Source organism: Sphingomonas sp. 320_CC (assembly GCF_059691795.1).
Map to the genome: position 1 here is coordinate 247,938 of NZ_JCAWAE010000004.1, position 21,103 is coordinate 269,040.

At 65.7% G+C, this 21,103-nt stretch carries 14 protein-coding genes; 8 read left to right on the forward strand and 6 right to left on the reverse strand.

All coding sequences use genetic code 11. From position 1 onward, the window contains the following. Positions 1-4: 4 nt before the first annotated feature. The 4 genes from AC59GX_RS16845 to AC59GX_RS16860 form a co-directional block, all read right to left on the reverse strand. The gene (locus AC59GX_RS16845) at positions 5-1,339 is read right to left on the reverse strand and encodes an OmpP1/FadL family transporter (protein WP_426282190.1); all 1,335 of its coding nucleotides are present in this window, start codon (positions 1,337-1,339) and stop codon (positions 5-7) included. Positions 1,340-1,389: 50 nt separating this feature from the next. Beyond that, the gene (locus AC59GX_RS16850) at positions 1,390-1,800 is read right to left on the reverse strand and encodes a DUF2147 domain-containing protein (RefSeq protein WP_353442603.1); all 411 of its coding nucleotides are present in this window, start codon (positions 1,798-1,800) and stop codon (positions 1,390-1,392) included. 318 nt (positions 1,801-2,118) lie between these two features. Beyond that, positions 2,119-4,446 carry a 3-hydroxyacyl-CoA dehydrogenase/enoyl-CoA hydratase family protein gene (locus AC59GX_RS16855; protein WP_497302143.1) on the reverse strand — a complete coding sequence of 776 codons (2,328 nt, stop codon included), beginning with the start codon at positions 4,444-4,446 and terminating at the stop codon, positions 2,119-2,121. After that, a complete protein-coding gene (locus tag AC59GX_RS16860; RefSeq protein WP_497302105.1) occupies positions 4,446-5,582 on the reverse strand; it encodes a thiolase family protein in 1,137 nt (378 codons plus the stop codon). The genes AC59GX_RS16855 and AC59GX_RS16860 overlap by 1 nt, the downstream gene beginning before the upstream one ends. Positions 5,583-5,713: 131 nt before the next feature. Between AC59GX_RS16860 and AC59GX_RS16865 the strand changes: the two genes are divergently transcribed. Then, on the forward strand, positions 5,714-7,399 hold the full coding sequence (locus AC59GX_RS16865) for a long-chain-fatty-acid--CoA ligase (RefSeq protein ID WP_426282188.1): 1,686 nt from the start codon (positions 5,714-5,716) through the stop codon (positions 7,397-7,399). Beyond that, positions 7,396-7,788, forward strand: coding sequence for a MerR family transcriptional regulator (locus tag AC59GX_RS16870; protein WP_120300301.1), 393 nt, complete (start codon positions 7,396-7,398; stop codon positions 7,786-7,788). Before AC59GX_RS16865 ends, AC59GX_RS16870 begins: the two co-directional genes overlap by 4 nt. A gap of 326 nt (positions 7,789-8,114) precedes the next feature. On the opposite strand, the gene AC59GX_RS16875 is transcribed toward AC59GX_RS16870, so the two are convergent. Then, positions 8,115-10,589 (reverse strand): PhoX family protein, encoded by a 2,475-nt coding sequence (locus tag AC59GX_RS16875; RefSeq protein WP_426282186.1) that lies wholly within the window; start codon positions 10,587-10,589, stop codon positions 8,115-8,117. Positions 10,590-10,638: 49 nt separating this feature from the next. After that, a complete protein-coding gene (locus AC59GX_RS16880) occupies positions 10,639-13,050 on the reverse strand; it encodes a TonB-dependent receptor (RefSeq protein WP_497302106.1) in 2,412 nt (803 codons plus the stop codon). A 170-nt stretch (positions 13,051-13,220) separates the two neighbouring features. Here AC59GX_RS16880 and AC59GX_RS16885 point away from each other — a divergent pair, with 170 nt between their 5' ends. The 6 genes from AC59GX_RS16885 (at position 13,221) to AC59GX_RS16910 (ending at position 21,022) form a co-directional block, all read left to right on the forward strand. Then, the gene (locus tag AC59GX_RS16885) at positions 13,221-14,900 is read left to right on the forward strand and encodes an alkaline phosphatase D family protein (protein WP_426282181.1); all 1,680 of its coding nucleotides are present in this window, start codon (positions 13,221-13,223) and stop codon (positions 14,898-14,900) included. Between the two features lie 148 nt (positions 14,901-15,048). After that, on the forward strand, positions 15,049-15,942 hold the full coding sequence (locus AC59GX_RS16890) for a fatty acid desaturase (RefSeq protein ID WP_426282180.1): 894 nt from the start codon (positions 15,049-15,051) through the stop codon (positions 15,940-15,942). Next, the gene (locus AC59GX_RS16895) at positions 15,939-16,736 is read left to right on the forward strand and encodes a phosphate/phosphite/phosphonate ABC transporter substrate-binding protein (RefSeq protein ID WP_426282178.1); all 798 of its coding nucleotides are present in this window, start codon (positions 15,939-15,941) and stop codon (positions 16,734-16,736) included. The genes AC59GX_RS16890 and AC59GX_RS16895 overlap by 4 nt, the downstream gene beginning before the upstream one ends. Before the next feature lies 1 nt (position 16,737). Beyond that, positions 16,738-17,700, forward strand: coding sequence for a serine O-acetyltransferase EpsC (epsC, locus tag AC59GX_RS16900; RefSeq protein ID WP_426282177.1), 963 nt, complete (start codon positions 16,738-16,740; stop codon positions 17,698-17,700). Beyond that, the gene (locus AC59GX_RS16905) at positions 17,697-18,467 is read left to right on the forward strand and encodes a gamma-glutamyl-gamma-aminobutyrate hydrolase family protein (RefSeq protein WP_426282176.1); all 771 of its coding nucleotides are present in this window, start codon (positions 17,697-17,699) and stop codon (positions 18,465-18,467) included. Before epsC ends, AC59GX_RS16905 begins: the two co-directional genes overlap by 4 nt. A 65-nt stretch (positions 18,468-18,532) precedes the next feature. After that, the gene (locus AC59GX_RS16910) at positions 18,533-21,022 is read left to right on the forward strand and encodes a TonB-dependent receptor plug domain-containing protein (RefSeq protein ID WP_426282175.1); all 2,490 of its coding nucleotides are present in this window, start codon (positions 18,533-18,535) and stop codon (positions 21,020-21,022) included. Positions 21,023-21,103 lie beyond the last annotated feature (81 nt).

Consider the following 21,103-nt stretch of genomic DNA (forward strand, 5'->3'; position numbering starts at 1 on the left):
ACCCTTAGAAGCTCAGCCGGCCACCGAGCGACAGCACGACGGCCGACGCATCGCGCAGTGCGCCCGAGGTCAGGATGTTCGTCTGTGCGGCGGTGCCGACATAGGCAGCCGTCCTGCGGTCGATCGTGGTGTTTTCGAAATCGACATATTGCGCGGCGGCGTCGAGCGCGATGCGCGAGGTCAGCTGGTACGAGCCACCCGCCGCATAGGTCCAGCGATCGGCGTCGGGCACTCGGGCATCGCGCAATCCGTCTTGAGTCGGCGTCTTGGTGCGCTGGACACCCGCGCGGATCGTCGCCTTGGGGGTGACGGCGTAATCGAAGCCGCCCGCGAGGCTCCAGCTGTCCTGGTAGTTTTCGGGGATCGCGGTGTTCAGCGGGGCGCCGAGATCGATCGTGTCGAACTTGCTCCAATTGTACGCGACGACCTGCGCGTTCAGCGTCAGCGCGTTGGTGGCACGGATGCGACCGGCGACGATCACCTGGCCGGGCGTGTTGAAGCTCGCCTTGGCGCCATCGATCGAAACGTTCGAGCTTGCCAGCGGACCGACCAGCCCGGTGACGTTCAGGCTGCCCTTCAGATTGTGGCGGATGCTCGACTTGTAGCTGACACCGACGGTGGCGAAGTCGTTGTGAAGCTGCACGCCTGCGGTCCAGCCGAAGTCCCAGCCGTCACCCTTCAGCTCCTGGAAGCCGTCGGGCAGCGCCGCGGACAGGTTGGGGAGCGCATTGTTGAGCGTCGCATCGGTATATTCGACGTTCAGCGCACCACCGACACGGAGCCAGTCGGTCACCGCAACGCCGATCGACGGTTGGATATCGATCGTCCGCAGCCGCGTCTTGTCCGCGCTGTAGCGTGCCCAGCTGTTCGCTTCGTAATTGGTGGTGAAGCTGAACGGCGACGTCACCGCGACGCCGATCGCAATCCGGTCGGTCAGCGGATAGGCGATCGCGCCCGACGGAACGACGCCCTTGTTGATCGGATCGCTCGACGTACCGTTGCCGCCGACCGGCGCATAGTTGAATCCGGTTGGCCGGCCGGTCGTCGGCGAGAAGGTTGGACGGCCGATGAGCGTGCCGGTGTCGACGACGTCGCCCTTGGGCAGGATCGCGCTTGCGCTCAGCGTCGCGCTGCCGTCGCGGATGCCGGCGATCGCGGCCGGGTTCCACCACAGCGAGTCAGGGCCGGTATCGGCGCCTTCGCCCGAGAATGCGCGACCGGCGCCACGCGCGGACTGCGCCTGGAGATAGAAAGCGTCGGCGTAGGCGGTGCTGGCGAATCCGAAGGCGGAGACAAGCGCTGATACCGCGAGAAGCGGAGCTTTGGTGCGAAGCATCATGGGTAAGATCCTGAAAGCTATACTGATAATAGGGAGGTGGAAGCCGCGCCTCAGCGCACGCGCGTCCAGGTCTGGGTCTTGCAGAGCGGGAAGAAGACGCAGCCGCGCAGCTTCAACTGGTTCGCGCCGAGCGGGGTGATCTTGCCGCTATACGTCTTGCCGTCCTCGGCGTTGTAGACTTGGCCGCTGCTCCAGACGCCGCCTGAGTCAGACTTGAACCCGCTGAGCATCTGCAAACCCTGGATCGGGCGGTTGCGCAGCGCAGTGTTCGAATTGTTCGCGTCCTTCATCGAAGGATTCGCGCGCAACGCGTCGGAGGTGAGGATCTTGCCACAGATCGAAGGGCCGCAACGAGCGATCTCTACGATGGCGTTGTGCGTCTCGGTCTTCCAGCGGCCGATGACGGTCTCGGGCGTGGCAGACGCGCCGGCGAGCAGGGCGGTGGCGATCAACAGGGACATCTTCTATCCTCTCCTAGTGTCGTTTGGCGCGCCGTATGCGTACGGTCGCTAAAATCTCGTAAAGCCGGCGACGTTATCGCGACCTCGTTGCCGTATACGGCAGTTATCGGTCCCGACTAGAATTGTACGAAGACAAGTCAAGTCTTCTTACTGATTTCGGGCGGTGAAAAAGTGTTCATAAGCCCACTCCGTCACGTCGCAAGCGCCTCCGTCATGCCGGGCTGGTTCCGGGGTCCACCGTTCCGCAAACTCGAAGAGGTCGAGAACGCGGAACGGTGGACCCCGGAACCAGTCCGGGGTGACGAAGTGAGTGGCGGCTCAATTCCGCAGTGGTTTGCCGGTCTGCAGCATGTGCACGACTCGCGCCTGCGTCCGCGGATCCTTCACGCTCGCCATGAACGCCGCGCGCTCAAGCTCGAGCAACTGGTCCTCGGTCACGGTGTCGACCAGATCGGCCTCGCCGCCAGTGAGCACCTCGGCCAGACGATCCGCGACGACGAGGTCGTAGTCGGTCGCCATGCCCTTCTTGTGGAAGTCCGCGACCGCCATGTTCAGCCCCGTACGGCCACTCGCGCCTGCCAGACGGAAGGTCGGCTTCTCCGGCGGAGCATAGCCTTCGACCAGCGACAACGCCTTGGCCTTCGCATCCGCGAGCAACCGGTCGCGGTTCATCGTGATGCCGTCGGCCTTGCGCACGATCATCATCTCCTTCGCCTCCGCCGCCGACTTGGCGACCTGCGCGGTGGAGACAGCCTGGAACACCTTGGTCAGCACCGGCATCGGCCCATTCGGCAGCGTGCGCGACTTGGTCCAGCGGTCGAGCATCTCGCCATTGCCGCCCCAGCCGGGAACGAGACCGACGCCGCACTCGACAAGACCCGCATAGGTCTCGGCATGCGCCTGCACCGCGTCCGAATGAAGCAGGATCTCGCACCCGCCGCCAAGTGCGAGCCCGGCCGGCGCGCTGACGACCGGGAAGGGCGCGTATTTGAGCGCCTTGTACGCCTGCTGGCCGCCCGAGACGCTGGCCTCGACCATGTCCCAAAGGCCCGCTCCGACCGCGAACATCGCCGCGCCCAGGTTCGCACCCGCCGAGAAGTTCGACGCCTCGTTATAAACCACCAGCGCCTTGAAGCGCTCGCGCACGACCGGGATCGCCTCGTTGATGAGCGCCACGACCTGATCGTCGAGCGCGTTCATCTTCGTGTGGAACTCGAGCGCCGCGACGCCGTCGCCGACGTCCCAGAGCGACGCCGACAGGTTCGTAAGTATCGGTCGCGAGCGGAGCTTGATGTCCTCCAGTAGCTCGACGCCGTCAGCGCGCGGCACGTCGGCATACTCACCGTCCGCAGTGAGATACTGATGCTGCCCGTTTTCGACACGGTAGAACGGACGATCGCCCGCAGTCTTCAGGATCGCCGGAACGTCGCGACCTTCCTCGGCGAGGCGCGCGGCGAGCACACCCGGTTCCATGCGGTCGATCAGCTCGAACGGCCCGTATTTCCAGTTGTAGCCGAGCTTCATCGCGTCATCGATCGCGACGACATCGTCCGCCGCTTCGCCGACGAGCATCGCCGCATAGGACAGCGTGTTGCCGAGGATCGTCCACGCATAGGTGCCGATCTTGCCCGGCTCCGCGATCAGCGCCGCAAGATCCTTGCCCGTCTTGCCCGGCAACTCAGCCGGCTTGGCTTCCGCACGGTACTCGCCGGTTGCGAGATCGAGCGACAGCTTGGTGCGGGTCGCCTTATCGAAGCGGTAGAACCCGCCCTTGCCCTTGCGGCCGGTGAACCCTTCCGCGATCATCTTGTCGACCAGCGGCAGCGGACGCACCGTATCGAAATACGGATCGCCAGCGGGCAGCGTGGACGACAGGCTCTTCGACAGCAACGGCATCAGATCGACACCGACGAGGTCGACAAGCCCGAAGATACCCGTCTTCGGCACTCCCATCGGACGGCCACCGATCTGGTCGGCCTCTTCGACGGTCAGCCCCTGGTCCATCGCCGCGTTGATCGCGATCGCCAGCCAGTAGGTGCCGATGCGGTTGGCGATGAAGCCCGGCGTGTCCTTCGCCCGCACGATCCGCTTGCCCATAAAGCGATCGACGAAATCCTCGACCTTCTCGGCGACCGCGACGTCGGTGTGCTCACCGCGGACGATCTCGACCAGCCGCATGTAGCGCGGCGGGTTGAAGAAGTGCGTGATGAGGAAGTCGGCCTTGAACTGGTCCGACCGCCCCTCGACGAGGTTGCCGAGCGGGATCGTCGAGGTGTTCGACGACACCGCAGTGCCGGGACGCTTCAACGTTTCGAGCTTGGCGTAGAGCGCCTGCTTGATGTCGAGCCGCTCGACGATAGCCTCGACGATCCAGTCGCACTCGGCGACCCGGTCGAGGTGATCGTCGATGTTGCCCGTCTCGACCAGCTTGGCCGCCCGCTTCGACATGAAGGGGGCGGGGTCGGTCTTGAGCATCTTGGCGACCGCGCCCTTCGCCACCGCGTCGCGGTCGCCGCCCTCGGGGAGGTCACGCGGTACGATGTCGAGCAGCAGTACCGGAATGCCGGCGTTAGCGACTTGTGCCGCAATTCCAGCACCCATGACGCCCGCGCCGATAACGCAGACCTTTTTCACAACGTCGACCATCATGCGCGCTCCAGCACCGTAGCGATGCCCTGACCGCCGCCGATGCACTGGGTCGCCAGCGCATAACGGCCACCTTCACGCGACAAGAGCGCAGCCGCCTTGCCGACGATCCGCGCGCCGGTCGCACCGAGCGGATGCCCGATCGCGATCGCGCCGCCGTCGAGGTTGATCGTCTCGTCCTTGAGCCCGAGATCGCGGATGCACGCGATCGCCTGGCTCGCGAACGCCTCGTTGATCTCGACCACGTCGAGGTCGGCGACAGTGATCCCGGCACGCTCCAGCGCCTTCTTCGACGCACCGATCGGGCCGAGCCCCATCGTCTCGGGAGCACAACCCGAGACGCCGATCGACTTGATCCGCGCGAGGATCGTCAGGCCGTGCTTCTTGGCGAACTCTTCCGAGGCAACCAGCACCGCGGACGCGCCATCGGTCAGCGGCGACGAGGTGCCGGCGGTCACCGACCCATCCGCGCTGAACGCAGGCTTCAGGCCGGCGAGCGCTTCGGTGGTCGTGCCGGCGCGGATCGTGCCGTCCTGGCTGACCGGGCCGGCCTTCGTCTGGATCGTCACGATCTCGTCGGACAGGCGGCCATCGGCGCGCGCCGCGGCAGCCTTGTCCTGGCTTTTCACCGCGAACGCATCCTGCTCGGCGCGCGTGATCTGGTAGTTGCGCGCGACGTTCTCGGCGGTCTCGCCCATGCCCATGTATGCGCCGGCGCTCTTCTTCGCGAGTTCGGGGTTGGGGAGGGGGTTGTAGCCGCCCATCGGTACGCGGCTCATCGATTCGAGGCCCGCGCAGATAAACGCGTCGCCCGCGCCGACCGCGATCTGGCCGTAGGCGATATGGATCGCGCTCATCGACGATCCGCAGAACCGGTTGACCGTCATCCCGCCGACCGAGATCGGCAGGTCGGCGATCTGCGCGATCAGCTTGGCGACGTTGAGGCCCTGCTCGCCCTCGGGGAACGCGCAGCCGAGGATGATGTCCTCGATCTCGGCCGGATCGACGCCGGTCTTGTCGAGCAACCCGCGAATCGTCTGCGCGGCGAGATCGTCCGGACGGACGCGGGCGAGTTCGCCCTTGCCGGCGAGGTGGAACGGCGAACGGGCGTACCCGGCGATGACGACGTTGGTCACGATGATCCTCTCATATTGCGGTCGACCCGGTTAACGCTTGCGGGTTACCCTTAAGGTGCGATACCTCACCTTTACGTCAAGGTGAAGCGGCCGACAATATGGCTTACGCACACTGAGCAATGGAGAGCGAGATGCAGGACACTTCCGGGGGCAAGGCGATCGGCGTCCCGTTGCTGGGCGAGCCGCGGCTGCTGGGCGACATGCTCGACCTGTCGGTGCAGCGGTTCGGGTCGCGCAACGTGCTCGACTTCATGGGCCGGACGCTGACCTATGCCGCGCTCGGCGAGTCGGTCGACCGGGCAGCCCGCGGGCTCCAGTACATGGGTGTCGTGAAGGGCACGCGCGTTGCGCTGTGCCTGCCGAACACGCCCTATTATCCGATCCTGTTCTTCGCGATCCTCAAGGCGGGCGGCGTCGTCGTCAACGTCAACCCGCTCTATGTCGAGCGCGAGCTGGCGCATCTGCTCGAGGATTCGGGCGCGACGATCATCGCCACCTGCGACATTGCTGAGATCCACGCACGCGTGCTCAAGGTCGCGGGGCAGATGGGCGTGAAGCATGTCATCACCTGTCCGATCGCCGGCGCGCTGCCGACGGTGAAGTCGATCGCCTACCGCATCTTCAAGCGCGCCGAGATCGGTCGGGCACCGAGTGATGCGCGGCATTCGACGTTCGATTCACTGCTTAAGGCGAAGGGCGCGCCGTCCCCGGTCGCGGTCACCCCGGACGAAGTCGCGGTGCTGCAATATACCGGCGGCACCACCGGCGAGCCCAAGGCAGCGATGCTCAGCCACGCCAACCTCGTCGCGAACGCCGACGCGATGGTGGTGTTCGTCGGTGGCGAGCAGCCCCACCAGGACCGCGTGCTCGGCGCGCTGCCGCTGTTCCACGTCTTCGCGCTGACCACAGTGCTGACCTATTCGATCCGCACCGGCGCGGAGATGATCCTGTTGCCGCGCTTCGAGCTACAGCAACTGCTCAAGACGATCGAGCGGACCAAGCCAAGCTATTTCCCCGCAGTGCCGACGATCTACGCCGCGATCACCACCGCCGCCGAGACGCAGAAGATCGACCTGTCCTCGATCCACGCCTGCATCTCGGGCGGCGCACCTCTTCCGGCGGAGGTGCGGATCGCGTTCGAGGCAACGACCGGCGCCAAGCTCTGCGAGGGGTATGGCCTGTCTGAAGCCTCGCCGATCATCACGTGCAACCCGATCGATGGCCTCAACAAGCCAGGCTCCGCGGGGCTGCCGTTCCCCGGCACGACGATCGAGATCCGCGATCGCGAAGACCCGACGCGCCTGTTGCCAATCGGCGAGAATGGCGAGATCTGCGCGCGCGGACCCCAGATCACGCAAGGCTATTGGCACAAGCCCGCTGCCACCGCAGACCTGTTCGCGGACGGCGCGCTGCGCACCGGCGACGTCGGCCATCTCGACGCCGACGGCTATCTGTTTATCGTCGACCGGATCAAGGACCTGATCCTCGCCGGCGGCTACAACGTCTATCCGCGCGTGATCGAGGAGGCGCTATATGAACACCCCGCGGTGCTCGAAGCGGTGGTGATCGGCGTGCCCGACAAATACCGCGGGCAGGCGCCGAAGGCGTTCGTCGTACTGGCCGAAGGTGCGGTCGCTACCCCGCTCGAACTGCGCGATTTTCTGCGCGACAAGATCAGCAAGATCGAGCTTCCCCGCGAGGTCGAAATCCGCGACAGTCTCCCCAAGACGCTGATCGGCAAGCTATCTAAAAAGGAACTTGTCGCTGAAGAGACCGCAAAGGCGGCGGCGTCGGAGGCGAGGGGAGTGGACGCGTGAACGACCGACAGGACGATCTGACCGGCATACAGGAGGTGTCGCGCATGCTCGGCGTGAGCGCGCGGACGCTGCGGTTCTACGAGGACAAGGGCCTGATCGAGCCCTGCCGGATCGGTACGACGCGCGTCTACACGCGGCGCGAAGTGGCCCGGATGCAGCTGATCCTGCGCGGCAAACGGCTGGGTTTTACGTTGCGCGACATCGAGGAGTTCCTCGACCTCTACGACGCCGACCCGCAACATGTGGAACAGATGCGCGCGCTGGCGGAACGGTGTCGGCAACGGATCGACCTGCTCGATGCGCAACGCGAAGCGATCGTCCAGACACGGGATGAGTTGGAGAAGATCGAGCAGGAGGCTCTCGCGCGGATTCCGGCGGGGACGGTCTAGGCCTACGAGACGCGACCGCCCTGAAACTGCACCACCCCTCGAACCTGCCCCACCCCGGCGAAGGCCGGGGCCCAGTTGGAGAGGTGGCAATAACGAAGCGCAGCGCCAATCAGCAACGTCCCCCAACTGGACCCCGGCCTCCGCCGGGGCGGGGCACGCTGTGCAGATCGAGGAGCGCCTAAAATCCTCCCCCGCCAGGGGGGGGGTGGCTGGCACTTGCCAGACGGAGGGGGCGGACAGGATAACCGCCGTTCCGTGTCCTTCCCTCCGTCACCTTCGGTGCCACCTCCCCCTTGCGGGGGAGGATCGCGAGTTCGCCGAGAAGCTTAAAGCCCCACCACACCCCCGTCGGTCTTCGTGATCACGATCGTCGAGGATCGCGGCCGCGAAGGGGTCGTCACCGCACCCGCCTGGTTGGCTGGCCAGCTGCTCGTGATATTCGTCGGCCCGCCATTCTCGCCGGGATGCTGGATGTTGACGAACAGCGACCGGCCATCCGGCGTCGTATGGATACCGGTGATTTCACACTCCTTGGGCCCGACCAGGAAGCGGCGCAGTGCCGCGCCCGGTGCCTTGCCGACCCGCGTTGTTACCGAACCGGTTGCCGCACCGATCGTGTTGGTCACCGTCCGCGTGCCGCCATCGTTGACGATCCCCGGTACCGAGGCGAGCAGCATGCAGTTGGTGACGTCCGTGAATGCGCCGTCATCCGTCTCGATCCACATCACCGGTGCGATCGTCCCCGACGCGTTGCTCGGCAGGCCGAACCACAGGCCGTCCGGCGACGAGAAGTCGTTGGTCGCATCGAGACCCGACAGGTTGATGTTGGTTGCATCCAGATCGGAACCGGCACCGAACGCATAGATGTCCCAAGCGAACGTCGTTGCCTCGGACGTGTCGCCCGTCTCGCGTAGACGAATGATGTGGCCGTTGGCATTACCCGTGGTCTGGCCGCCCGTGGTCTTGGGGTCGACATAGGCGCGCGGGTTGGGGGCGTCCGCGGTAGCCACCGTGCGCGACGAGTTGTTGGTGAGCGTGCAATACATCTCGCCGGTCGCCGGATTGACTGCGGTCCACTCCGGACGATCCATCCGCGTCGCACCCAGAGCATCCGCTGCCAGTCGCGTGTTGATCAACACATCGACCTGGCTCGAGAACGGATAGGCTGCGTTGGCCGAGGTGAGGGGCCCCTGGCCGAACACCAGAGGCAACCACTGACCGCTGCCATCCGCCGCGAGCTTCGCGACGTAGAGCGTTCCAGCATCGAGATACTTGTCACCGATCGCGAGACGGTTCGCGGCGCTCGCATCCGCTGCCGACCACGGTGTCGCCGACACGAACTTGTAGATATACTCGTTCTGCGCGTCGTCGCCCATGTAGAAGGCCGGCTTCACGCCCGCGATCGTCCGGCCGATCTGGCAGCCTTCGTGGTTCATACGACCCAGCGCGGTCCGCTTGCGCGGCGTCGAGGCTGCGTCGAACGGATCGATCTCGACTACCCAGCCGTACTGGAAGATCTCGTTGCGGAAATCGCCCGTGCCATCGGCCGGCGCGCTGGCCTGTGCGGTGATGTTCCAGCGCGAATATATCGTGCTCGTCGTGTCCGCTGGCGTGACCGTCGACCACCCGTAGTTACCGCCGGTGTTGCTCTCGCCCTTGCCGTAGCGCGTAAGAGACGTGTTCGCCTTTACGCCCACAGGGCCAGTTGCCGCGCGCCGCGCCGCGTCGCCGACTTCGCGCTTGAAATACCCGACCCAGTTCTCTTCGTTTGTCAGGTACGTGTGCCAAGGCATTGTACCATTGGCGCAATTGTTGATCGTGCCCCGACCCGTGGTGGCATCCGGCGAGTAGCGCGTCTTGAGGCTGTCGGCACCGCGCACGGGGCCCGAGAAGCTCATCGGCGTCAGCGGGGTGATACGGCGGTTGAAGGACGAGGCGGTGGTGTAGCTCCAGGCGGCGGCGCGGTTGACTTCGATGACCGACACACCGTGGCATTCCATTTCCTTCAGCGCTTCGGCTTCGGGGCGGACGCCAGCGGTCGTGGTCGGGCCGTTGGGATGCAGATAGGCTTGCGTGATATTCTCGTGGTTGAGCACGAGCAGGCCGCGCGTGTTGCCGTTGGCGTCCGGGGTACCGGTGGCGGACATGCCGAAATAGCTCATGCCGTCATGATGATCGCCCGCGCGCTTCGAGAAGGTCGCGTCGGTACCGTCATTGGCATACGCGCCGACACCGCTGCCGATCGGATCGCCGAGCCGGTACAAGACCGTCACCGCGTAACCCGCAGGCACTGCAACGACATCCGCAAGGCTCTTCGCAACGGCCGTGAAGCCCAGCGATGCAGCACCGACGGTCACGCTGGTCGTCGCGCTGACCGAACCGCTGGCCGAAACCGCGGTAAACTGGAAGCTGAGGACGGTCCCGGCAGCAGCACCCGGTACGACGAAGGTCGCGGTGGCGGTCGAGGCACCGGCGAGCGTGACGGCGGGGCCGGCGGTCTGGGTCCAGGTCACGCTGTCGACCTGGCCGATCGCTGCACCGGTCAGCGTCGCGACGCGACCCGCGGTCGAGCTGCCGCCGGCAGTCGCCGTCACCGTGACGGGGCTCAAGCCGTTGCCGTCATTGTCGTCGTCGCACCCGGTCAGCAACATGCCGCCGAACACCGCCGCGGCGGTTGCGGACATGCCGCCCATCAAGGTCTGGCGACGCGAATAGCGCGACTCGATCAGGTCGTTGATATGCGGATTGGCAGTCGGGTTGGTATCGATATCGCCGTCGGTATAGATGGTCTCGAACGTCATGCTTGGTCCCCCCGGGGATGGTTGCGTGGTGTGTAACGATGCGTGGAAGTTAGAATTTCGCGCCCAGCTCGACGCCGTAGAAGCGCGGCTCGCCGGCGATGTAGGTCGGGATACCGAAGCCGCCGCCGGTGTTGCCCGCGTCGATCAGGTAGCGCTTGTTGGTCGCATTCCGGACGAAGCCGCCGACGCTGTAGCGACCTTGCGCGAACTCGACCCCGGCGCGCGCGTTGACCAGCGTGTAGCCCGGCGTGCTGATCGCGGGGTTGTTCGGCAGCTCGAAAAACGCCTTGGTGCGGTAGGTGACGCTCGGCGTGGCGTAGACCGTCGCGCCGCCGACCGGCAGGCGGAGGATCACGCCGCCCGACGCGGTCGTGTCCGGCTGAAGGCGGAAGCGGTTGCCAGCGAATACGCCGTTCGCCGCTTCGTCGCCGATGCCGCCGTCGATGTACGCAAATGTCCCGAATACCGAGAGATACGAGGCGAGCTTCAGATTGCCTTCGAGTTCGACGCCGAGGTTCTTGGCCGACCCGGCGCTCTGCGTCGTGGTCACGCCGTTATTCGTCACCGACACCTGGAAGCCGTCATAGGTCTGGTAGAAGACCGATGCCGCGCCGCTGAACGGGCCCACGCGACCCTTGATGCCGCCTTCGTAGTTCCAGACGTTCTCCTGCGGGACGACCTGCAGGTTGGGACCGACGCCGAACGCGGTGCGCTGGGCGGCAAGCTGGACCACCGGCGAGCGGCGTCCCTTGCTGATCGTCGCGTAGAGATTGACCGCGTCGTTGAGCTTCAGCAGCGCGTTGAAACGCGGCAGGATCGCGGTGAAGCTTTTCTCCGCGACGAACTTGTTGCCGTTGGTATTGGCCGTTCCGAGCAGGCTAGTTAACGTCGTAAACGGCGCGGGCAGGCCTGCGAGGATCACGGAGTTCGGCTGGATCGACGAGTAGCCCGACTGGCGATCCTCGATCAGGAGGCGCGCACCAGCGGTCAGTTCCAGTGCTGGTACCGGAATATAGGTCGCATCGGCGAACACCGAGTAGGTGTCGTTGTTGCCGTAGTTCGTGAACTCCGCGGCGTAAGGTATTGCCGTGGCTCGACCACCGGTCAGTAGTCCAGTAGCGCGCGTGGCGGGGATCGTGCCGTTCGGTGCGACACACCCAGTCCCGGTTGGGATACCGGCGCTGTTCAGCACCGATCGAATCGGCGCATACGCACCAGCGACCGAGCAAGCGAGATACGTGCCTTCTTCGGTTGCGAATGGTACCCGCTGATAGCCGTTTTCGAAGAACGCGTTCCAGCCGACCGAGGCGCGGTACTTGGGCCCTTCGAAGGCGAAGCGGCTCTCATGGCTCCACTGGTCGCCCTTCGCGTCTTCGGCGAACTCGAGATACGCAGCGGGGCCACCATCGGCGTCGAACACTTCAAGCGCGTCGAACTTGCGATACCCGTTGACGGTGGTGAAGGTGATCCCCGGCGACAACTCCGCGGCGATCGTCAGGTTCGCGTCATAGACGTTGCGGTCGAGGCCGAGCTTGCGTGCACCGAGAACTGCGGCGCTGTACGGCGAGCCCGAGAGTTCAGCGTAGCCATAGTCGCCAGTCTGGCCGCCGGTCGGGGCGTGCGCGCGGCTCTTGAATGCGGTGCCGGGGTTGCGCTGTCCGTCATAGGTCAGGACGAGGTCGGCGGTGATGCTGTCGCTCGGGCGATAGCGGAGCGAGCCGCGGATGCCGCGCTGGTCCTGGCCGTTCAGATCGTCCTGGTCGACGCCGCCCTGGTTCTGGTTCGGCACATTCGCGTCGCCGGCGATGTTGCGGACGTACCCCTTGCGATATTTGTACGCGAAGGCGATGCGGCCGGCGAGGACGTCGTTGCCCGCATTGAGGAAGCCCGAAACCTGGGTGCGGTCGAAATTACCGTACGTGCCGTTGATCGCGCCCGATATGCCGGGTTCCGGCTTGGCAGAGACAAGGCTGATCGCGCCGACCGCGGCTGCGGTGCCGAACAAGGTCGCCTGCGGCCCCTTCACGACTTCGATCCGCGAGAGGTCGAACAGGTCCTGATACGCGCCGCGCGAACGGCTGATGTCGATGCCGTTGTAATAGAGCGTGACGCGCGCGCCCTGCTGCGACGAGCCGTTGTCCGAGGTGATGCCGCGGATCACGAAGCCGGGGTTGTTCGCGCTCTGCTCCTGGATCTGGAGGCCGGGAATATAGGCGGCGACTTCGCTCAGCGAGTTGACGCCGATCGACGCCATGCGTGCGCCGGTCAGCGCGGTGACAGTGATGGGGACGTCTTCGATCCGCTGTTCGCGCTTCTGCGCGGTGACGACGATCTCGTCGTCCGACGTTGCGGCCTCGGTTTCGGCTTGGGCAGTGGCTGGCGTGCCGGCTTGTGCGAGCGCCATGGTCGAGCAGGTCGTGGCGAGCGTCGCAACCGCGAGCCGCATGAAGATACGTGTCATTAAGTCCCCCGTGTCGTTGCCGTCGCACTACGGGGACGAGGTGACGTTTCGATGGCGTCTTCATGAAAGCAAAATGACTATTCCGTAACGACGCTGTCACATCGTTGCCGCCGGGGTGTCTTCGATCGTGGCTAGCAGGCGGGCAACACCCGTTACGAAAGTCCGAGACGATGACGATCAACCGCCGCGATGCCCTGAAAAACGCCCTGAAACTTGCCGGCTCCGGCGCGACGCTCGCGCTTCCCGCGGTAGCGTCACAGGCAGCGGGCGCGGCGAAAGCTCGGTTCGATCACGGGGTGGCGAGTGGTGATCCTTCGGTCGACGGCGCCATTCTCTGGACGCGTGCGACACCGGTCGATGCGACGCAGGCCGGCGACATCGCGCTGACCTGGCACGTCGCGGAGACCGAAGGCGGCAAGCCGATCCGCTCGGGCACGGTCAAGGCCCGCGCGGCGCGCGACTTCACCGCCAAGGTCGAGGCGACCGGGCTCCAGCCGGGGCACGAGTACCGCTATTGGTTCGATGCCGCGGACGGCACGCGCTCGCCGGTCGGCCGGCTCCGGACGCTGCCGAAGGGCAAGGTCGCCGACGTCGTCATGGCAGTCGTCTCGTGCCAGCTCTACGCGGGCGGGCTGTTCAATGCTTATGACGCGATCGCCAAGCTCGACCGGCTCGACGCCGTCCTGCACCTCGGCGACTATATCTACGAATACGGCGCCGATGGGTACGGCGCTGACATCGCCAAGAAGATCAATCGTCTAGTCGAGCCGCGTCACGAGATCGTCAGCCTCGCCGACTACCGGATGCGCCACGCTCAGGTGAAGCGCGACGTCGACATGCAGGCCGCCCATGCGCGCGCTGCGTTCATCTGCGTCTGGGACGATCACGAGGTCGCCAACGACGACTGGATGCACGGTGCCGAAAACCACGATCCCAAGACGGAGGGCGACTGGGACGCGCGCAAGGCCGCCGCGATGCAGGCGTATTTCGAATGGATGCCGATCCGCGATCCCAAGCCCGGCCAGCCCTGGGCGGCGATCAATCGCAGCTTCGATTTCGGCGATCTCGCGACGCTGGTGATGGTCGAGACGCGGCTACTCGCGCGCAGTCATCAGGTCGTGTCGAAGGGCGAGGCGATCACACCCGCAGAATACGCGCCGATGCTGGCGGAACGCGCGCGGCCCGACCGCGAACTGCTCGGGCCGGCACAGCTCGCCTGGGTCGAGAAGACGATGGCAACGTCCGTGTCGGCGGGGAAACCCTGGCAGGTGCTGGGCAACCAGATCGTGATGGCGAAGGTCGCTGGTCCCGACATGGAGCGGCAACTCGGCCCGGTGAAATTCGGCGAGACGATGGCGAAGCTTCCGGCGATGTGGCGCGAGCGACTTGCGGCAGGCATCGCTTCGTACCGGGCTGGTATGCCGTTCGGCCTCGACAGTTGGGACGGCTATCCGCCCGCCCGCGAGCGCCTGTACGCGGCGTTCCGACGTGCGAAGTCGCGGCCGATCGTGCTGTCGGGCGACAGTCATGCCGCCTGGGCGAACGATCTGCACGACGACGCGGGCAAGCTGGTCGCGGTCGAATTCGGCTGCACCGCGATCACCAGTCCGTCCTACGGTTCGCTGTTACCGGGTATCGGCACGTTGATCGCCGACGCCAACAAGGGTGAGGTCCGGTTCTGCGACCAGGACGCCAAGGGCTTCACGCTGCTGACGCTGACGCCTGAACAGGCGACCGCCGATTTCGTGACCGTGTCGACGGTGTTTGCCAAGCCGTTCACCCAAGCGACCGTTAAGCGGTTTCGTGCACAGGCTGCTCGGCCCGAACTACCGCTGGAAGAGATTGCCTAAAACGATCCTCCGTTCGAATAGGATCGGAAACCGATCGCCGATCGCTCGGGCTAGCGCCTGACAATCAAAGTTTTTCCGCCGCAAAGTTCAATCGACTGTCAATTCCTATTCAGCGAGGGGATATTCATCTCATCGGACGGAGATGGGAATGCAGCGAGAGGCTTCGAGTTCGACGGTAGGATGGCCGACCGTCCTTCTGGCAGGTGTCGTGTACGGCGGATGGATGGTCGCGACGGCGTGGCATGCGGCCATTCCGACGCCGTTGCTGGTGCTGATCGGCGGGTGGTTGCTCGCCTGGCAGGGATCGCTGCAGCACGAGGTCATTCACGGGCATCCGACGCGGATCCGATGGATCAACGACGCGATCGGGTTTGCGCCGCTGTCGCTGTGGCTGCCCTATCGCCTTTACCGCCGCAGCCATGTCGCGCATCACCGCGCGGAGGTCATCACCGATCCTCGGCATGACCCGGAGTCCCGCTACCGCGTGCAGGCGCGTGGTTTCGCCGCAGTCCTCGGCCGGCTTCAATCCACGCTTCTCGGTCAGATGGTTTTCGGACCTGCGATCTCGGTCGGCCGCTTCTTCCTGCAGGAGTCCCGCCGCCTGGCGTGCGAACCGGCGCGCGTCGTGCGCGACTGGGCGCCACACCTCGTCGCGGTCGCGCTGGTGCTCTGGTGGCTCGATCATGTCGGTCTTGGCGTCGGCCGTTACGTGCTCTGCTTCGTCTATCCAGGCATGGCGCTGACCATGGTGCGCTCCTACGCCGAGCATCGCGCCGATCTTGAGAGCCCCGGTCGCGCCGCCAGCGTCGAGCATGGCGGGCTGCTTGGGCTGCTGTATCTCAACAACAATTTGCATGCCGCACATCACGAGCGGCCGTCGCTCGCCTGGTACGACCTGCCAGCGTACCACCGACATAACCGAGCCCGGTTCGCGGAGGCGGGGGCACCGATCTATCAGGGCTATGGCGAGATCGTCCGGCGGTTCGCCTTCAGCGCGCATGACGACATGGTTCATCCCCTCCACCGCGAGCCCGTGTCTTGACGGGCCGGATCGCCTCGCTCGGGATGTACGATCACCCCGCGCAGCACACTGCGAACGACCGGCTGTGGTCGGCGATCGCCGCTGTCCTGCGCGAACGCGGTGTCGCGGACGTGCCCGCCCGGCTCGATCGAACACGCGACGTCCATGCGATCTGGCGCGATCCGGCGTTGCTGTTCGGCCAGGCCTGTGGCTATCCGTTGATCGCCGATCCGACGCTGGATCTGCAAGTGATCGCGTTCCCGATCTACGCCGGGCGAGAAAGCGGCAGCGTGATCGTGGCGAGAGCGGACGATCCCCGCAGGGCGGTCGCGGCGTTTCGCGATAGCCGCGCGGCCATCAACGACCGCCAGTCGAACACCGGCATGAACCTGTTCCGCGCTACGATCGCGCCGTTTGCAGGGCAGGGCGCGTTCTTTGCCGAGGTGCTGGAAACCGGCGCGCATCGAGCCAGCATCGTCGCGGTCGGGATGGGCAAGGCGGACCTCGCGGCGATCGACAGCGTGACCTATGCGGCGATCGCGCGGTTCGAGCCGGCTTTGGTTACGGGCCTCAAGATCGTCGCACCGAGCCCCGCATCGCCGAGCCTGCCCTTCGTGACCGCGGCCGGGACCGACGCCGAGACTGTAGCGGCATTGCAAAGTGCGCTCGATCATGTCGCTGCCGATCCCGATCTGGCCGCGGTACGCGAGACGCTGTTGCTCGCCGGGATCATACCCGCCGAGCCAGACGCGCTGGCGCCGATATCGACGCTGGAAGCCGAGGCCGTCCGGGCCGGCTATCCCACGCTCTGCTGACATGAAGGACAACGCCGTGTCACCAGCATCCGACCCGATCGACCTAGCCACGACGATCGACGAACTGCGCAGCGCGCGTCGCGCCTGGCGGCAGGAGCAGGACGGCCGGCATAGTGTCGCGCGCTTCCCGTCGCTGGACGAGACCGGTCGCGCGCTCGACGATCTCGTCGCGGCGTTGTTTCCCGGGCGGCTCGGCATGTTCGCAGGTCCGGTCGAGCGTGAGGATGCGTTCGTCGAGACGCGGCTCCGGCAGGCGCTGGAACGGCTGCAACGGCAGGTCGAACGCGAATTCGCCTATTGGCAGGAAGAGGCGGTGCTGTCGTTCGACGTCAGCCATGCGAGCATGATCATCGGTCTGTTCTGTGCCGAACTGGGGCCGATCCGTGAACTGGTCGACGACGACGTCCGCGCGGCGTTCCTCGGCGATCCGGCGGCCCGCAGCGCGGACGAGATCCTGATCTGCTACCCCGGCATCGTCGCGATCCTGTACCACCGGATCGCGCACGCGCTCTACGGCCTCGGCGCGCCGATCGTCGCACGGATCATTTCCGAGCTGGCGAACAACCGCACCGGTATCGACATCCACCCCGGCGCGACGATCGGCCGCAGCTTCTTCATCGATCACGGCACCGGCGTCGTGATCGGCGAGACCGCGATCATCGGCGACCGGGTACAGATCTACCAGCACGTCACGCTCGGCGCGCGCAGTCCGCTCGGCGTGACCGACGTGTCGGCGCGCGAACGGCTCGCGCGGCATCCGATCGTCGAGGACGACGTGGTGATCTATGCCGGCGCGACGATCCTTGGCCGCGTGACGATCGGGCAGGGCGCGACGATCGGCGGCAATGTCTGGCTGCTCGAAGACGTCCCCGCCGGCAGTGTCGTCGCGCAGCCGACCGCGGTGATCCTGGCGGGCGATGCGGCGGATCAGCTGCACGAGACGCTCAGGGGGCGGGGAGCATGAGCCGGTTCGCCTGCTGCCGCGACGAGGACGGCCCGGTCAAGCCGGTGATCGGCGTGCTGTGCTGCAACGAGATCGCCGATCGGCCGATCCAGGCGGTCGCTACTCGCTTCGTCGAGCCGCTGGTGCGCTATGCCGGCGCCACCGTCCTGCTGGTGCCGGCCGTGGCGGATGCGATGGACACGCGGGCGCTGGTCGGACGACTCGACGGCCTGTTGCTGACCGGATCGCGGTCGAACGTCGCGGGGGCACGCTACGGCAAGTCGGACGCGGCCGACGACGCTCTCGATCTGGACCGCGATGCGGTGGCGCTCGAACTCGCGGGGCGGATGATCGAGGCGGGTCGGCCGGTGTTCGGTATCTGTCGCGGGTTGCAGGAGCTGAACGTGCTGTTCGGCGGCACGCTGACCGATGCGCTGGACGATGGCCATCACCGATCGACCGACGACGCGACCGCGTACGAGACGCTGTTCGACCATGTCCACGACGTGAGACTGCGATCGGGCGGGATGCTCGCGGCCGCGATAGCCGAGCCTAGCATCTCGGTCACGTCGGTTCACCGCCAGGGTATCGATCGGCTGGGGGAGGGGCTCAGCGTCGAGGCGCATGCGGTTTCGGACGGGCTGGTCGAGGCGTTCTCGGCGCGTCCGTGCGGCGGCGACGTGCTGGCGGTGCAATGGCATCCCGAATGGGACGTTGCAGCCAGCGCATCCAGCCGCGCATTCTTTTCACTTATCGGCCAGTCGCTTGGGACCTATCGGGACCGATGACTGCGACCGCTCGTTTGGTTCGCACGGAGATCGTCGCAGAGCGATCCACTAACAGGGACACTATCATGACTGCTTATCGTACCGCGTTGACGCTCGCCGCCTCGACCCTCGCCTTTGCCAGCGCGCAGGTAGCCCATGCGCAGGACGTGCCCGCGCAAACTACGACGGCGCCTGCCGCAGACCCCGCTGCGGCGCCCGACACGGGAGACGATATCATCGTCACGGGCACCCGCGCGGTTGGTCGGTCGCGGCTCGACAGCGCATCGCCGGTCGACGTGCTGAGTTCGGCCGCGATCCAGCGCCAGGGGACGACCGAATTGGGGGCCGCGCTGTCGGCGATCGCCCCCTCGATCGATTTCCCGCGTCCGTCCGCCGTCGATGGCACCGACGCGATCCGCCCAGCGACGCTGCGCGGCCTTTCGCCCGACCAGACACTGGTGCTGGTCAACGGCGTGCGCGGCCATACCGCGGCTTTGCTCAATGTCGGCGGGTCGGTCGGGCGCGGCTCGGCTGCGGTCGATCTCAATACGATCCCGACCGTCGCGCTCGACCGTATCGAGGTGCTGCGTGACGGGGCGTCCGCACAATATGGCTCGGATGCGATCGCCGGCGTCGTCAACCTGCGGCTGCGCGAAGCCCGGTCGGGCGGCGGCATGACCGTCAACTACGGCTTCTACAACACCGATATCGACACCGCGCGCGGCAGCCGCAGCACGAATGGCGAGCATGCGCTGACCGTGTCCGGCTGGCAGGGCATTGGCTTTGGCGAGGACGGCTTCCTGACCCTTTCGGGCGAGTATCTGGATCGCCAGGCGACCAACCGCGCCGACTTCGACACGCGCGCGCTGGTCAAAATCCCCGGGACGCCGGGCCGCGTGACCGGCCTCTTCGGCGACCCCAAGGTCGAGCAATACAGCATCTTCGCCAACGCCGGCACGACGCTGACCGGCACGTGGAAGCTGTACGGCTGGCTCGGCTATCAGGACCGCGACACGCGCAGCGCGGCTTTCCCACGGTTGCCGCTCGCGTCGGACCAAGTCGCCGTCGACCGACTGACCTTGGCAGGACTTTCCGATGGTTTCTTGCCGCTGATCAATACGAAGTCGCGCGACATCAACTCGGCCATCGGCATCAAGGGCGTGGTCGCCGACTGGAACGTCGACCTGAACGCCAGCTATGGCCGCAACAAGATCGGGTTCCGGACGCTGGACTCCGCGAACTATGCCTATGGCCGCACCACGCCGCGCGACTTCTCCGACGGTGCGCTGATCTACGACCAGTACATCGTCGGGCTCGACGTCGATCGCAAGTTCGACGTGTTGCAGGGCGTCAACGTCGCGTTCGGGCTCGAAGGGCGCCGCGAGGGGTTCAAGATCCAGTCGGGCGAACTCGCGTCCTATGGCTATCCCACCGATCGGACGGTGACCGGCGCACTGCCGACCGCACCCCCAGGCGCGCAGGGCTTTGGCGGGTTCTCGCCGGACAACGCGATCGAGCGGAGCCGTCGCAATGGCAGCGTCTATCTCGATATGGAAGCGCAGGTGACGGACAAGCTGCTGCTCGGGCTGGCCGGACGCGGTGAGGATTATTCCGATTTCGGCTCGACCGGCACCGGTAAGGTCTCCGCGCGCTATGACTTCGCGCGCTGGTTCGCCCTGCGTGGAACGGCGTCGACCGGCTTCCGCGCGCCGGCTCTGCAGCAGCAGTATTTCACCTCGGTCGCAACCGTCATTCAAAACGGAAACCCAGTTCAGACCGGAACCTACCCATCGGTAAGCCCCATTGCGGCTAGGCTCGGAGGCCTTCCTCTCGAGCCTGAGAAGTCGACGAATTTCTCGGTCGGTACCGTCATTCGCTTTGGCGGGTTCGACCTGACAGTCGATGCGTACCGCATCCGCATCCGCAATCAGATCGGTCTTTCGGAGAACATCACCACGTCGTCGACCCAATCCGCCGCGGTCAATGCGCAGATCCTCAACTTGCTCGCCGGATCAGGGGCAACGGCGGCGCGGTTCTTCATCAACGGCATCGCCTCGACCACAAAGGGCATCGACGCGGTCGCGCATTACCGGCTGCCGACCGATGCTGCCGGGACGTTTGACCTGACGATCGCCGGTAACGTCAACGATGTGAACGTGACGCGCGTGCCGACATCGACCTCGGCGCTCAACCCGGCACCCACGCTCTTCGCCCGCAACCGCATCGAGTCGCTCGAAAACGGTACGCCGGGCGAGAAGGTGACCGGGTCGATCGATTGGTCGCTCGACCAGCTCGGAGCACTCGCCCGTGTCACCTATTATGGCGACGTGACGCAGCCCGGTACGACCCCCGCCGGCGACGTGCACAGCGGCAAGCACCTGATCACCGATCTCGAACTCCGCTACCAGGCGAAGAAGGGCGCGCAGATCGGCCTTGGCGTCAGCAACCTGTTCGACGTCTATCCCGACGCGACGAGCATCGCGAACAACCCGACCGGGGTGATCGGCTACCCCTATTACTCGCCGTTCGGGTTCAACGGCCGCTACGTCTACGCCCGTGCAGGCCTGAGCTGGTGATTAAATCATAGTCGTACGATAGGGTATTGCGTTCGGCCGCATCGCTGGGTAGCTTTCGGTTCCAGGATCGATTTCGCGCAT